The organism is Hydrogenophaga sp. (assembly GCF_030651625.1).
Taxonomy (GTDB): domain Bacteria; phylum Pseudomonadota; class Gammaproteobacteria; order Burkholderiales; family Burkholderiaceae_C; genus Hydrogenophaga.
The window spans coordinates 70631-83873 of the sequence record NZ_JAUSCF010000026.1 but is presented as its reverse complement, the minus strand read 5'-3'; the positions used below and the strand labels follow the sequence as shown (position 1 = coordinate 83873).

General features: G+C 64.6%; 16 protein-coding genes and 1 pseudogene. 11 read left to right on the top strand and 6 right to left on the bottom strand.

Translation table 11 applies throughout. The annotated features are described in order from the left end of the window. Window positions 1-717, top strand: a complete 717-nt coding sequence (locus tag Q7V46_RS13065; RefSeq protein ID WP_304913989.1) for an RNA polymerase sigma factor FliA — start codon at window positions 1-3, stop codon at window positions 715-717. Window positions 718-860: 143 nt separating this feature from the next. Further along, window positions 861-2867 carry a PAS domain-containing sensor histidine kinase gene (locus Q7V46_RS13060; protein ID WP_304913988.1) on the top strand — a complete coding sequence of 669 codons (2007 nt, stop codon included), beginning with the start codon at window positions 861-863 and terminating at the stop codon, window positions 2865-2867. A gap of 87 nt (window positions 2868-2954) precedes the next feature. Here the strand turns inward: Q7V46_RS13060 and Q7V46_RS20025 are convergent. After that, window positions 2955-3068: pseudogene (locus Q7V46_RS20025) on the bottom strand (AraC family transcriptional regulator); the annotation flags it as partial. Here Q7V46_RS20025 and Q7V46_RS13055 point away from each other — a divergent pair. After that, complete coding sequence (locus Q7V46_RS13055) at window positions 3028-3861, top strand: NAD(P)-binding oxidoreductase (protein ID WP_304913987.1); 834 nt, start codon at window positions 3028-3030, stop codon at window positions 3859-3861. The pseudogene Q7V46_RS20025 and the gene Q7V46_RS13055 overlap by 41 nt on opposite strands. On the opposite strand, the gene Q7V46_RS13050 is transcribed toward Q7V46_RS13055, so the two are convergent. Together Q7V46_RS13050 and ygiD are read right to left on the bottom strand one after the other, a co-directional pair. Next, on the bottom strand, window positions 3837-4235 hold the full coding sequence (locus Q7V46_RS13050; protein ID WP_304913986.1) for an SgcJ/EcaC family oxidoreductase: 399 nt from the start codon (window positions 4233-4235) through the stop codon (window positions 3837-3839). The genes Q7V46_RS13055 and Q7V46_RS13050 overlap by 25 nt on opposite strands. After that, window positions 4232-5080 (bottom strand): 4,5-DOPA dioxygenase extradiol, encoded by an 849-nt coding sequence (gene ygiD / locus Q7V46_RS13045; RefSeq protein ID WP_304913985.1) that lies wholly within the window; start codon window positions 5078-5080, stop codon window positions 4232-4234. The genes Q7V46_RS13050 and ygiD overlap by 4 nt, the downstream gene beginning before the upstream one ends. A 410-nt stretch (window positions 5081-5490) precedes the next feature. Between ygiD and Q7V46_RS13040 the strand changes: the two genes are divergently transcribed. The 5 genes from Q7V46_RS13040 to Q7V46_RS13020 all read left to right on the top strand — a co-directional run bounded on the left by Q7V46_RS13040 (window position 5491) and on the right by Q7V46_RS13020 (window position 9287). Beyond that, a complete protein-coding gene (locus Q7V46_RS13040; RefSeq protein WP_304913984.1) occupies window positions 5491-6081 on the top strand; it encodes a DAPG hydrolase family protein in 591 nt (196 codons plus the stop codon). Window positions 6082-6142: 61 nt separating this feature from the next. After that, window positions 6143-6832 carry a VIT family protein gene (locus Q7V46_RS13035; RefSeq protein WP_304913983.1) on the top strand — a complete coding sequence of 230 codons (690 nt, stop codon included), beginning with the start codon at window positions 6143-6145 and terminating at the stop codon, window positions 6830-6832. A gap of 79 nt (window positions 6833-6911) precedes the next feature. Further along, window positions 6912-7817 carry a patatin-like phospholipase RssA gene (rssA, locus tag Q7V46_RS13030; RefSeq protein WP_304913982.1) on the top strand — a complete coding sequence of 302 codons (906 nt, stop codon included), beginning with the start codon at window positions 6912-6914 and terminating at the stop codon, window positions 7815-7817. A gap of 69 nt (window positions 7818-7886) precedes the next feature. Continuing rightward, window positions 7887-8405, top strand: a complete 519-nt coding sequence (locus Q7V46_RS13025) for a hypothetical protein (protein ID WP_304913981.1) — start codon at window positions 7887-7889, stop codon at window positions 8403-8405. A gap of 384 nt (window positions 8406-8789) precedes the next feature. After that, window positions 8790-9287, top strand: a complete 498-nt coding sequence (locus tag Q7V46_RS13020; RefSeq protein ID WP_304913980.1) for a TspO/MBR family protein — start codon at window positions 8790-8792, stop codon at window positions 9285-9287. A gap of 215 nt (window positions 9288-9502) precedes the next feature. On the opposite strand, the gene Q7V46_RS13015 is transcribed toward Q7V46_RS13020, so the two are convergent. From Q7V46_RS13015 to flgA, 3 genes are all read right to left on the bottom strand, one after another. Next, complete coding sequence (locus Q7V46_RS13015) at window positions 9503-9868, bottom strand: hypothetical protein (protein ID WP_304913979.1); 366 nt, start codon at window positions 9866-9868, stop codon at window positions 9503-9505. Between the two features lie 26 nt (window positions 9869-9894). Then, on the bottom strand, window positions 9895-10239 hold the full coding sequence (gene flgM / locus Q7V46_RS13010; RefSeq protein ID WP_304913978.1) for a flagellar biosynthesis anti-sigma factor FlgM: 345 nt from the start codon (window positions 10237-10239) through the stop codon (window positions 9895-9897). Between the two features lie 148 nt (window positions 10240-10387). Next, entirely contained in the window at window positions 10388-11164 is a 777-nt protein-coding gene (gene flgA, locus Q7V46_RS13005) for a flagellar basal body P-ring formation chaperone FlgA (protein ID WP_304913977.1), read from the bottom strand. A gap of 332 nt (window positions 11165-11496) precedes the next feature. Here flgA and flgB point away from each other — a divergent pair, with 332 nt between their 5' ends. The 3 genes from flgB (at window position 11497) to Q7V46_RS12990 (ending at window position 13226) form a co-directional block, all read left to right on the top strand. Continuing rightward, window positions 11497-11898, top strand: a complete 402-nt coding sequence (gene flgB, locus Q7V46_RS13000) for a flagellar basal body rod protein FlgB (protein WP_304913976.1) — start codon at window positions 11497-11499, stop codon at window positions 11896-11898. A gap of 239 nt (window positions 11899-12137) precedes the next feature. Continuing rightward, the gene (gene flgC / locus Q7V46_RS12995; protein ID WP_304913975.1) at window positions 12138-12542 is read left to right on the top strand and encodes a flagellar basal body rod protein FlgC; all 405 of its coding nucleotides are present in this window, start codon (window positions 12138-12140) and stop codon (window positions 12540-12542) included. A 15-nt stretch (window positions 12543-12557) separates the two neighbouring features. Beyond that, on the top strand, window positions 12558-13226 hold the full coding sequence (locus tag Q7V46_RS12990; RefSeq protein WP_304913974.1) for a flagellar hook assembly protein FlgD: 669 nt from the start codon (window positions 12558-12560) through the stop codon (window positions 13224-13226). The last annotated feature ends 17 nt before the right edge of the window (window positions 13227-13243 follow it).

Genomic DNA, 13243 nt, shown 5'->3' with positions numbered 1-13243 from the left:
ATGTACACCGCCAAAGGCACCCTCAACCGGGATGACCAGCTGAAAAAATACAGCCCGCTGGTGCGTCGGCTGGCCCATCACATGATCGCGAAGCTGCCCGCCAGCGTGGAACTTGACGACCTGATCCAGGTTGGCATGATCGGCCTGACCGAAGCCATTGCGCGTTTTGAGCCCACCCAGGGCGTGCAGTTCGAGACCTTTGCCAGCCAGCGCATCCGCGGTGCCATGATCGATGAACTGCGTGACGGCGACTGGATGTCGCGTGGTTCGCGCAAGAGCCAGAAAGACATTGAACAGGCCGTGCACCGCCTGCAGCAAAAGCTGCATCGCGCGCCCCTGGAGTCTGAAATAGCCGCCGAGCTGGGCATGGGACTGGCGGACTACCAGCACCTGCTCGCCAAGGTGCGCGGCACCCAGCTGGTGTACCTGGAAGACATCAACGGCCATGGCGACGACGACGACGGCTTCCTCGACCGCCACGTGGGCGACGACGATGCCGACCCTTCCGCCGTGCTGCAGGACCAGCGCATGCGCATCGCCCTGGTGGGCGCCATCAAGAACCTGCCTGAACGCGAGCAGCAGATCATGTCGATGTATTACGAACACGACATGAACCTGAAAGAAATCGCTGCGGTGCTCGGTGTCACGGAATCCCGCATCTGTCAGCTGCACAGCCAGTCGATCGCGCGGCTGCGTGCCAAGCTGCGGGAACACTGAGCCCGATGGGGCCGCACCTGCCAGCGGCTCAGCGGTGACAACGTGCGCAATTCCACAGCGCCGACGCAGGGTTCTCTACGTTTTGTTGCACAAATGGGAGCGGCTCGTACATACTGATTCATGACCTTCCCAACAGGCATCCCGTGACGCCCCCATCGTCCCAGGCATTGGTCCCCGACGCATCGGTGATCGAGCAGTTGGCCGCGTTTGTGCCGGGTGCCATGTTCCAGTTTCGCGTGCTGCCCGACGGCACCCGCAGGCTCGACCACATGACGCGGGGCTGCTACGAACTGTGGGAGCTTGATCCCGGCGCGCTCGATCAGGAGATGTCCGCCCTCTGGGCCATGGTCGATCCGCGCGACATTGGGGCCATGCGCGCCTCCATCAATGAATGTGCCGCGCAGTTGCGGGACTGGTCCTGGCAGTGGCGCATCCACACGCCTTCAGGTCGCACCAAGTGGCTGCACGGCACCGGCCGGCCGCTGCGCGAGGCCGATGGCACCCTGGTCTGGCACGTGTTCGTGTTTGACCAGACCGACAACCCGCAAGCGCAAGAGAACCTGCGTGCCAGCGAGGAACGCTTTCGGCAACTGCTTGACGGTATTCCCAACGTGGCGGTCCAAGGCTACGACGCGAACCTGGCGTGTCGCTTCTGGAACCACGCATCCGAGCGGCTGTATGGCTACTCCGCAAAAGAGGCGGTGGGCTCCAGCTTGCTGGACCTCATCATTCCGGCTTTCATGCGCGAAGGCGTGGTGGAGGCGACCAGGCAAATGATGGCCACCGGCGAGGCCATCCCCGCCGGCGAGCTGCTGCTTCAGCGCAAGGATGGCAGCGCCGTATCGGTGTACTCCAGCCACGTGCTGCTGCAGCGTGACGGCCACGCGCCAGAGTTTTTCTGCATCGATTACGACCTCACCGAACGCGAGACCGCCGAGAACATGCGGCTGCAGCTGCAGTCGCAGCTTCGCGAATCGCAAAAGATGGAGGCCCTGGGCACGCTGGCCGGCGGCGTGGCGCACGACTTCAACAACATCGTGGCGGCCATTCTGGGCAACGTGGAGCTCGCTCTGGACGATGCGCTTGAGGACAACCCGGTGCGCACCAGCCTGTACGAGATCCGCAAGGCCGGGCGGCGTGCCCGCGACCTGGTGCAACAGATTCTGGCCTTCAGCCGGCGCCAGGACAGCACGCGCCAGCCCACCTGTCTGCGCGCGGTGCTGGAGGAGGCCCACAGCCTGCTGCGCGCCACGCTACCCGCCGACGTGTCATTGCACCTGCATGTGGACCCGAACCTGCCCGCGGTGTTGGCCAACGCCACGCAGATCGAGCAGGTGGTGCTGAACCTGGCCACCAACGCGCTGCAGGCGGTGCAAGGACGGGCCGGCGCCCACGTGCAGTTGCGGCTGGAGCGTGTGGAACAGCCCGACGCCCCGGCCAGTGGTGCCGAGCTGCAAGCCTTGCCCGTGCCCGACGACTGGCCCGGTGTGGGCGCTCGCCTGACCGTGGTCGACAACGGCAGTGGCATACCGCCCGAGACACTGGAGCGCGTGTTTGAACCCTTCTTCACCACCAAGGCGCCCGGCACGGGCACCGGCCTGGGCCTGGCCGTGGTGCACGGCATCTTGCGCGAACACGGTGCGGCGCTGCGTGTGCGCAGCGATACCGGGGCCGGCACGGTGTTCACCGCTGTGTTTCCCGGCCTGGTCGACGCGGCACCCGACGAGCCCCAGGCCCCACCCCCGTTCATCGACAAAGTCAACAGACCGTGGGGCGATGCCGAAGCGCCTCACGTGCTCTACGTGGACGACGACGAGGCGATCGCCTTTCTGGTGCGGCGCCTGCTGGAGCGTGACGGGTACCGCGTGAGCGCCTACACCGACGCACAGGCCGCACTGGCCGCGCTGCGCGACGGGCCGCTGGATGTGTCGCTGTGCATCACCGACTTCAACATGCCTGGCATGTCCGGCTTGCGGCTGGCGCGCGAGATCAAGGCCTTGCATCCGAGCCTGCCGGTGGCCATTGCTTCGGGTTACATCAGCGAAGAGCTGCGTCTGCAAGCGCCGGCGGCGGGGGTGGATGAGGTGATCTACAAGCCCGACACAGTGGAAGAGCTCTGCAGCGCCATTGAGCGACTGCTCAAGCGCTGAGCCCCGCTTCGGCGTGCCGCGCACGCAGCGCAGCCTGCCCGGCGTGGTTCCCTGTACCCGCTTGAACGCGCGAGCAAACGCGACGTCGGACTGGTAGCCGGTGCGCGCAGCCACCTCGGCCATGGGCAGCCCTTGCGATAACCAGGCTTGTGCCAGGTTCATGCGCCAGCTGGTGAGGTACTCCACGGCAGGCACACCCACCAGCGCCGTGAAGCGCTGTGCAAACACCCAACGCGACATGTTCGCTGCCTGTGCCAGTGATGCCACCGTCCAGTCCTTCGACGGATCCCTGGGCATTCGAGAAAATCCCTGGCGCGTGCGCCTGCTGGGCAGTGTCCACACTCCCATGGACGTGCGCTCACAAGGCGCGCGCCACGTGATCGAAGCCATGCACCGCCACGGAATGCGTCGGCTCGTGGTGCAAACCAGCGACGGCGTGGGCGCCACACTTGGGCGCCTGCCGTTCATGGTCAAGCTGGCATTTGCGTTGATGTTGCGACCGCAGATCCGCGACACCGGCCGGCAGGAAGATGCCGTACGCAACAGCGGACTGGACTGGGTGCTGGTTCAGCCGGTGAACCTGACCGACGAAGCCGTCGCTGAACCCGCTTTTGCTTCCACCGAGGGCGACTTTCGGTCCATGAAAGTGTCGCGCCAGCAGGTGGGTGAGTTCCTGGCTGATGCGGTACTGAGTGACAGGTACGTGGGCGCGTCGGTGGCGCTTCGGCCTATGCCAGCCAACGCCATGCTGCCGCCTCCCGAACCGCAAGCCATCGACCACAGGCGCGCTGATTCCCCGCCTTCATGGTGTGGACTTCCTTTCTGCTCACCCACACCGTTCCGTTTTTCAATGAGCCGATTGCGATCCGGCATGGGACTGCCTGACCAGCGCAGGCTCCTAGCCCACTGGTGCGCTGTCCAGTTTCGTCACGGCAGGGACTTCAACAAGCAGGGCAGCATCCACCATGCTCAAGGCGACACCGAAGAATGGTGATCCACGATCAGCCACCGCTCACCCGCACGCCGGTACGCAAGGCTGAACCGCGCCGGCAGCGTTCGATGTTCGTTCTCCGGGCCACTCAGGTGCAGGGTGTACGAGCCGCTGCAAAGTGCCACTTCGCCGAAGAAACGGATGCGGGCTTCCCCCATCTGCACCTGCGGCGCGGGCGCTGCTTCGAACGTGCGCTTGAAATAGGCGGCAATGGCCTCTTGCGTATCGATCAACACCGGCGACGTGGTGCCCCACAGCACCGCCGCCGGGTCGTACAAAGCCAGCAGGCCGGGCAGGTCGGCTGCATTGAAGGCGCTCGCCCACTGCTGGCGCGCCGCTTCCACAGCGGCCGCATCGGGGCAGGTGACGTGCTTCACAAACCCCACACCACCGAACGCATGGAGAGCGACGCCATGTCGTACACATCGTTGAAGTACGTGGGCGCTTCGTCTTCGTTCGCAGCACCGGCCGCATACAGCAGAGGCAGGTAGTGTTCCCAGGTGGGATGCGCGTTGGCCGCCAGCGCGGCGTTGCGCTGGAAGTCGCTCAGCCCGTCCAGATTGCCCTGGTTCAGGTGCTTGGTGGTCATGCGGTCGAATTCGATCGTCCAGTCGAAGGCCTGGTCGGCGCCCACGTCGCGTCGCATGGCTCGCAGGTTGTGCACGATGTTGCCGCTGCCCACGATCAGTACCCCCCGGTCGCGCAGCGCCCGCAACTGCCGGCCCACGTTCGCGTGCTCCGCCGGCGGGCGGCTGTAGTCCATGCCCAGCTGAATGACCGGAATGCTCGCGTCCGGGAACATCGGCTTGAGCACCGACCACGCACCATGGTCCAGTCCCCACTCGTGCCTGTCCAGGCCCAGCGGTGCATCGCTGCCGGGCTGCCGCACCAGGACGCTGATGGCCTGCGCAGCATCGGGGTCGCCGGGGGCAGGGTACTGCTGGTCAAACAGCGCTTGCGGGAAGCCGCCAAAGTCGTGGATGGTGCGCGGGGCCGCCATGGCAGTGAGCTGCCAGCCCCGCGTGAGCCAGTGGGCCGAAATGCACAGGATCAACCTGGGCCGCGTGGGCCTGGCCAACAGCTGTTCACCCAGCGCCTGCCAGCTGCGCCGGAAGGGGTTGTCTTCAATCGCGTTCATGGGGCTGCCATGGCCGATGAACAGGACCGGCATGCGCTCGGTGGGCGGCAGTGTGCTGAGGTCGTCCAGGGTAGCTGTGGTCATGGGTCTGGCCTGGGTGAGAGGAGAAGGGTCTGGTGCGTGAGGGCTCATGAATACTCCGGCGGATTGCTCTGCGTTGTCCCCTCTGTGCCCTGACTGAACTCGCACAACCTGGAGGCAGGGTGTAGAGCATAGGCAGATCGGGATCAACTTGCAGCGTTTTGCCTGCGCTCGATCTGGCCTTTGCCCATGCCACGTGTGCCCGGCCACTGTTCTGGCTGCAGGGCTGGAGGATCGGTGCGGGCCGGCAACGATGGCGGAGGTGATGCCTCGGGCGGCGCAAAAGGTGTGCTGCCTTCAGTGCGTTGATCCCTCAGTGATGGATTTTCTGGCATACGATGGGGACCACGGGAACAACCTTTGCAGCCTCCATGCGATTGCCCATTCCACCAGAACGGCCACATGCGGGTCCCATGAAGCCGGTGGTGTCAGCGAAGACCACGCAGTCGCGCCTCCCCTCGGGCCAACTGGATCTCACCATCGAGCACGACACGGTACGGGGCGTCACGCCTGCCATGCTGCGCTGGTGGTTCGAGACGCTCGGTCAGACCATGACCTTCCAGGGACAGACCTATCCGCGGTACCTGCTCTGGCACCCCCGGGATCACATTCACTGGGAACTGGCGGCGAGGTCGTCCACGGGGGGCACCGGACAAGGCGCTTCTTTCCGCATCGTGGAGGCTTTTGCTGCGGACCCGGCCTGTTACGTCGATTCGACGGAATTCGTCGAGAAGCTTGATGAGGAAGGCATCGCGCTCGTGAAGCGGGTCGCTGGCGTCGAGGTCTTCAGGCTGGAGCACCGGTTCGGTGTGGCAGCGGGCGGCGCGAGTTACAGGTCTCGCATGACGGTGGGTGTGGCCGAAGGATGGGTCCGGTGGCCCTTCAACCACCTGGTTCGGCCGAAGGTATTCTCGGACAGGATGGGAACCGCATGGCTCACGCACAACGTCGAGGAAGTCAGCATGCTTGAAAGCCTTCTTCCCCCTCTCTACGCAGCGCGTTGAAACGGTTCAATCTGCGAAGCCACGTTCGTCAGAACAAACCTCCACTCAAACGGTAGACCCCATGCGACACAGCGAGAGACACAGAACCCATCGGACAGGCTGGCTCCGCGCTGCAGTACTTGGCGCGAACGACGGCATTGTTTCGACCGCGAGCCTTGTCCTGGGTGTGGCCGCGGCGGGCGCAGACACCGGGGGCATTCTGGTGGCCGGTGTCGCCGGCCTTGTCGCCGGTGCCATGTCCATGGCTGCAGGCGAGTATGTCTCCGTCAGTTCGCAATCGGACACCGAGCGTGCGGATCTGGCGCGGGAGGCCAGGGAGTTGGCCGAAAGTCCCGAACAGGAACACGCGGAGCTCATGGCCATCTACACCCAGCGTGGACTGGATGAAACCCTGGCGTCTAACGTCGCCACCCAGTTGATGCAGCACGATGCGCTGGCCGCACACGCCCGAGACGAGCTGGGCATATCGGACACGCTGGCTGCAAAACCGGTGCAGGCCGCACTGGCCTCGGCGGCCACGTTTGCGGTGGGCGCAGCGCTGCCGCTGGTGATGGTGCTCGTGCTGCCTGCGTCATTTTTCATGTGGGGCCTTGCCGGCAGCTCCCTTTTCTTTCTTGCGGTTCTGGGTCTTCTGGCGGCACGCGCAGGCGGTTCGCCCATGCTGACATCGGTGGCCCGCGTCACGTTCTGGGGTGCTCTGGCCATGGCATTGACCGCAGGCGTTGGCGCCCTCTTTGGCGTGGCCGCCTGAAACTTGTGCGCACGGATGGACGTCCATTGCCCTCGCCGCTTGACATGAAGCGCCAGAAAACCGGACAGAGGTTCGCCATATGACTGCCCAGCGCAAGTTGCGGGTGGGTCTTGCGCTGGGCAGCGGTTCTGCGCGTGGCTGGGCTCACATAGGCGTCATCCGGGCGCTCGAAGAGGCCGGTGTTTGCCCGGATCTCGTGTGCGGAACGTCCATTGGCGCACTGGTGGGGGCTGCGTATGCGGCGGGTGAGCTGGAGCGCCTGGAAAGCTGGGTGCTTGGTTTGCAGATCGGAGACGTGGTCGGGTTCGCCGATGTCAGCCTGAGTGCGGGGCTGCTCAAGGGCGATCGCCTGATGCAGTTCTTCCGCAACCATTTCGTGGATCGACCACTCGAGCATCTCCAGGTTCCTTTTGCCGCGGTGGCCACTTCATTGCAGACCGGGGAAGAAGTCTGGTTGCGAAGCGGCTCGACGCTGGACGCCGTGCGTGCCTCGATTGCCCTGCCGGGCATCTTCACGCCCGTGCGTCGGGAAGGTTTGCTGCTCGTGGACGGTGGGCTGGCCAACCCGATTCCCGTGTCGCTCGCGCGCGCAATGGGTGCGGACATCGTGATCGCAGTTGACCTCGGGTCGGACATCCTGGGGCGCCGTTTTCGCACCGTTGAGGCACCGGAGGCGACGCCCTCACAACCGCCGTGGATGCTCAGATTGCGTGAACATATCTCATCCCTTTCGCCAGAACCGTCGCGCGAGGAGCCCCCAATGCCTTCCATGATGGACGTCCTGAGCACCAGCATGGATATCGTTCAGGTGAAAATTGCGCGAAGCCGCTTGGCTGGCGATCCACCAGAGGTTCTTGTGACTCCCCAACTGGCACGCCTGCGCCTGTTCGACTTTCACCGTGCCAAGGAAGCCATTGAGGAGGGTCGTCTGGCGGTGCACCGCGTGGCTCACAGTCTTGCTGTGCTGAATGACGAAGCGACGTGAGGAAGACGATGCTGAACCTTGTGCTGCCTGAAGCGCGCTCATGAGCTTTCACGACCGGCCTGAATACTGATGCGACTCGCTATCCTCGGGAACGCTGGGTCTGGCAAATCCACCCTCGCCGCCGCGCTCGCGGCTGCGGAAGACCTGCCGTGCCTTGATCTGGACACCGTCGCGTGGGAGCCGGACCAGCCCGCGGTCCCGCGGGACGAATCGCTTGCACTGGCGGACGTGCACACGTTCTGCGGTGGATCTGACCGTTGGGTCGTGGAAGGCTGCTACGCCACGCTCATCACCGCTGCGCTCGCTCACACGCCCAGGCTGCTGTTCCTGAACCCGGGGCTGGAGGTCTGTCTGGCCAACTGCCGCGCACGGCCATGGGAGCCCCACAAATACGCCTCGCAGCAAGCCCAGGACGCGAACCTGCCATCCCTTCTGTCCTGGGTCGCCGAGTACCACACCCGTTCCGGGCCCATGTCACTGGCGGCTCACCAGGCATGCTTCGCGTCGTATGCCGGTCCGAAACGGGAGCTGCGGTCGCTGCCTTCGGCGCCCGATCTTGATGCGGACTTGTTGAGCTGGCTGCGCTGAGGCACTCCACAGCAAACATCAGGCCGCAGCGGCAGGTTCACCTGGGCCGATATGAGTGATGTGCCGTGTGCAGCCGTTCTCCCGCGTCACGCCAGGGGGTTCGAGCGCCGGAAGAAACGCGGATGGCTCGATCTCTGAGATCCCAGGTGTTCGCAAGCACCCATGGAACGGTGCGTTGCGCTGACGCCTTGGCGGCTGAGCACCACTGGCGCGAGCAGTACCGGTATTGAGCGACGCCACAGCAGCCTTGCGCTGGCTCTGGCAGACTGCTCTGCAGCGGGCGACGGCTAGGAGCCTGCGCGGGCCACCGTCATCTGCCCTTCACGCCTTGCGCCATGCCGAGGTTCTCGACCACCCCCAGCAACCAAACACCACAGCACGCCCATGGCTCCATCGTCTGCACTGAAACAAGGGCTCGGGCTCGCCGGCTGGCTGCTGGCCAGTTTTGCGACTGCCGCATTGGGCGGCTTGGCGTCCATCAACGCTGCGGGCTTCAATGCGCAGCTGGTGCAACCCTCGTGGGCGCCTCCTGGGTGGTTGTTTGGGCCGGTCTGGACGATGCTCTACATCCTCATGGGCGTTTCTGCCTGGCTCGTCTGGCGAAAGCACGGCTTCGGTGGTGCCGGCACTGCCTTGAAGCTCTATGTGACACAGCTGGTGGCCAATGCCCTCTGGACCTGGCTGTTTTTTGCGTGGCGGCTGGGCGCGGTGGCGTTCGTGGAAATTACCCTGCTCTGGTTGCTCATTGCCACCACCATCTTCCTGTTCTGGCGGCTTCACCGCGTGGCGGCTCTGTTGCTGGTGCCATATCTGGCGTGGGTGAGCTTTGCCGCCGCCCTGAACTTCACCTTGTGGCGTCTCAACCCGGCGGTGCTGGGTTAGGGTGCAAAGACCTGACGTTTGAGTGTCTGGCGTTCCAGACGCGCGAACGTGGGCATTCGCTGTGGCCAGACCCGATTCCATCCGGGTGCCGTCGCAGACAGGGTCAGCGGGCTGGATTGGTTGTCCGTGGTGGTGCAGTCCCTGGCGAAACCGACCCGCATGGCGGTTTGTGGGTGGGCAGTGTGCCGCGCTGCCTGATTCACCGCGCCCGGCGATCAGGCGGAGAGGTAGCCCTGGCTGGGGCCGCGACCACCCATCTGGCCCGGCTGGCGCTGGTAGGTGTTCACGTTGTGCTGGGGCAGCAGGCTGCTCACGGCGCGCTGGCTCTGGGCGCTGGCGCGCAGCACGGCCTGGCGCAGCTGACTGAAGCGGCGGGCGGCGGCATGCAGGTCCTCGCGCACGGCGGGGCCTTGGGAAGCCAGTTCAACCCGGCTGAGCAAACTCTGAAGCACCGCATTGACCTTTGCGCTGGCCTGTTCGACGGCGGTTGCGTCGTTCTTGAACAAGGCCGTTTCGAGAGCGTCAAGGCCCTCGTGCAGCGACGAAATCCAGGCTTGGGGGGCAATCGCTGCGGTTTTCATGGGAAGGATGTCCTGATAAGGGTGGATCAGCCGCGGTTGGCGCTGCCGCTGAGCATTTCGGCGGCGTTGGACAGCATCTTGTCGGCGATGGCCTCGGCGTTCACCTGGAACGTACCGTTGGCGATCGACAGCTTCATGGCTTCGACTTTTTCTGCATTGAACACTTCGCTGCCGCCCGCCGCCGTGGCCGACAACGCCTGCGTCGTCGACGCAGACAGGCTCACCGTCACGCCGGGTTGGGGCTGTGCGGGTTTCGACTGCGCGGCGGATCCTGCAGCCAGTTCGGAACCGCCCGCCGGCTTCTCGGCCACCTTCTGGGGGCCTCCGGCAATGGATCCAATGTACGAATCGGGTGATGAATCGACTTTCATTTCACTCTCCAGTCCCTGCATTCAGGGGGTTGTGGAAAGACTATCGGCGAAAGTGGAGGGCTTCTTTAGGCTTTTTTTGCCGAACAGTTCACGAAAAAGCGGGATTCTGAAGCTTTGCGCTGCGCACATTTTGAAAGTGAGCGCCTGCTCAAAGCGAAATCAGCACCGTCTGGTCTTCCTGAACGGTGCCGGTCACCACTTTCCCGCCAGCCAGTCGCACCCGGACCGACTGGCCCGGCACACCTGTGCCCAGCGACTGGCCCGTGACCACCACATGCAGACCACCACCTGACGTGCTCACGCGCACCTGTTCGCCCGGGCCGAAGGCCGGCACTGGCCGCACCATGTGCTGGCGCAGAGCCTGCCCTGGGCGCAAGGCGTACACCGCCTGGTGGCCGACCCACAGTTCGGGTGTGCCCAGCACGCTGGCGTGCTGCTCTGCCCAGTCGATTTCGGCGATCTCTGCGTCTTCTTGAGCCAGCGGGGTGCCGGCGGTCACCGGCCGCACCAGCACCCAGGCCGGGCCCCAGGCCTTCACGGTCACCGGCAGAAACACATTCCAGCGCACCGCACCCTCCAGACAGCGCAGACCCACACGGCTGCGGCCCCACAGGCGGGTGCCCGGCGGCAAATACGGCTCAACCCTGCCGCAAGGTGCCAGCTTCAGGCGCGGATCGAGCGAACCCAGAATCACTTCAGGGCGCAACACCTGCGCACCCTCACGGCCCAGGCTCGCGTCCAGCGCGGGCTGCAGCCAGTCCATGGCCACCTGCTCGATGCTGTGGCCATTGGCAGCCGGCAGGGTGGGGTTCTGCTGCACGGTGATCTGTGCGGCGACGCCAGCAGCCATACCGAAGCCGGTCAATCCGAGCAGGGCATTCACTGCGAGGCGAGAAAGCCGCTGCAGTTGGAAAAGTGTCTTCATATATGTGCTCCAGTGATCTACAGCCGCAACGAGAAGGAGGCCCAGGTCCAGTGGCACCGCCGGGCCGGCTTTGCCGGACGGCTGGTGCCGCCCCCTTGAGGGGGTCGCGCGCAGCGCGGCGGGGGTGGGCGCAATCCTTTGCGGGGGTGGTCCAAATCCACTGCGGGGGTGGGTCATTCTGTTTGGGGACCCACCGCATCAAAGCAGGGAAATGCCCGTGAAAGGCCTGCTTCTTCCACTCATTGCTTGCCCTCAAGTTTTTCCATACTTGCCTTCAACCCGGTGAAAGCCCATGCTTTGACCGACCCCGCAACCACCGCCAGGAGGCGAACATGCTTGAACAGATGACCGCTCGGCTGGATTTCCAATCCAACGCCTTGCTGCTGCGCTCGCAACGCCAGCAGGTGATTGCCAGCAACATCGCCAACGCCGACACCCCCGGCTACGTGGCACGCGACTTCGACTTCGCCCAGGCGCTCAAGAGCGTCTCAGGCGGCATCGCGGGCAGCAGCGTCAGTGTCACCAATGGCCAGCACATGCGCCTGGGCACCACCGACGCGCGCGACCCGGCCATGGCCTACACGGTGCAGACCCAGCCCAGCCTGGACGGCAATTCGGTCGACATCGACCGCGAGCGCGCCAACTTCGTGGACAACGCCATCCGCTACGAGTCCACGCTGCGCTTCATCAACGGGCATGTGAAGACCATGCTCAGTGCGATTCAAGGACAGTAAAGATGACTACCCCCCGCATCGCCTTCGGCGCTACCCCCCTGGAAGGGGGGCAATACCTGCGGCCCGGCGAAACCGGTTCCGCGGTATTTCTGGACCTTGGGGCACGCGCTCCGGCCAAAGCCGTTCGCATCGACAAGGCATCGGCCGTTTCTTCTTTGGGCTCTCGTGCCACTCCTCCTGTGTTTCTCGGCCACTGGCGTACGGCTCGGCCGGCGCTCTTGCATTGAAAGGACTTCGTCATGTCCATGTTCACGATTTTTGGGGTGTCGGGCAGTGCGATCAGTTCGCAGTCGCAGCGCCTGAACGTGGTGGCCAGCAACCTGGCCAACGCGGATGCGGTGGCCGGACCGGATGGTCAGAGCTACAAGGCGCGTCACATCACGTTCCAGACCGTGCCCATGGGTGGCGCGGGTTCGGCGGGGGTGAAGGTGCAGAACATCACCGAGAGCGAGGCACCGGGGCGGCGCGTGCATTCGCCGCACCACCCCAGCGCAGATGCCGACGGCTATGTGACGCATTCCAACGTGAACCCGGTCGAGGAGATGGTCAACATGATCTCGGCCTCGCGCTCATACCAGAACAACGTCGAGGTCATGAACACGGCCAAGTCGCTTCTGCTCAAGACGCTCCAGATGGGGCAGTGAAAAGGACGATGAACCATGATGCTCTCGCAACCCCTTGACCTCGCCAACCTGGGCTCGACCGTGGGCAGCACCACGGCCACCAAGGCAGGCAACAACGCCACCGATCCGCAGGCCTCGCAGGACCGTTTCCTGAAGCTGCTGGTGGCCCAGCTGAGCAACCAGGACCCGCTCAACCCGATGGACAACGCGCAGATGACGACACAGATGGCGCAGATCAACACGGTCAGCGGCATCCAGGAACTCAACGCCACGCTCAAGGGCATGGCGGCGCAGAGCGCTTCCATGCAATCTCTGCAGGGCACCTCGCTGATCGGGCGAGATGCACTGGTTGAGGGCAATACCGTCACCTTCGACGGCAACACAGGCAAGGGTGCACTGGCACTCGCAGGCGACGCCGGCCGCGTCTATGTGGACATCCTGAACAAGAACGGCAGCGTGATCGACACCGTCGACATGGGCTCCCTCACCAAGGGTCATCATGCCTTCGAGTGGGATGCCGGCAGCATCAACCCGGGCGACGTGGGCAACTTCCGGGTGCGCGCAAACAACGGCGCCGACCCTGTCGCAGCCACGCCGCTGGCGCGCGTGAAGGTGGCATCCGTGGCGTTTGCCAACGGCACCATGGTGATGCAGCTGCAGAACGGCCGCACCACCACCTACGACCAGGTACGCGCCTTCATGTGAGCGCCCGAATTTCCCAC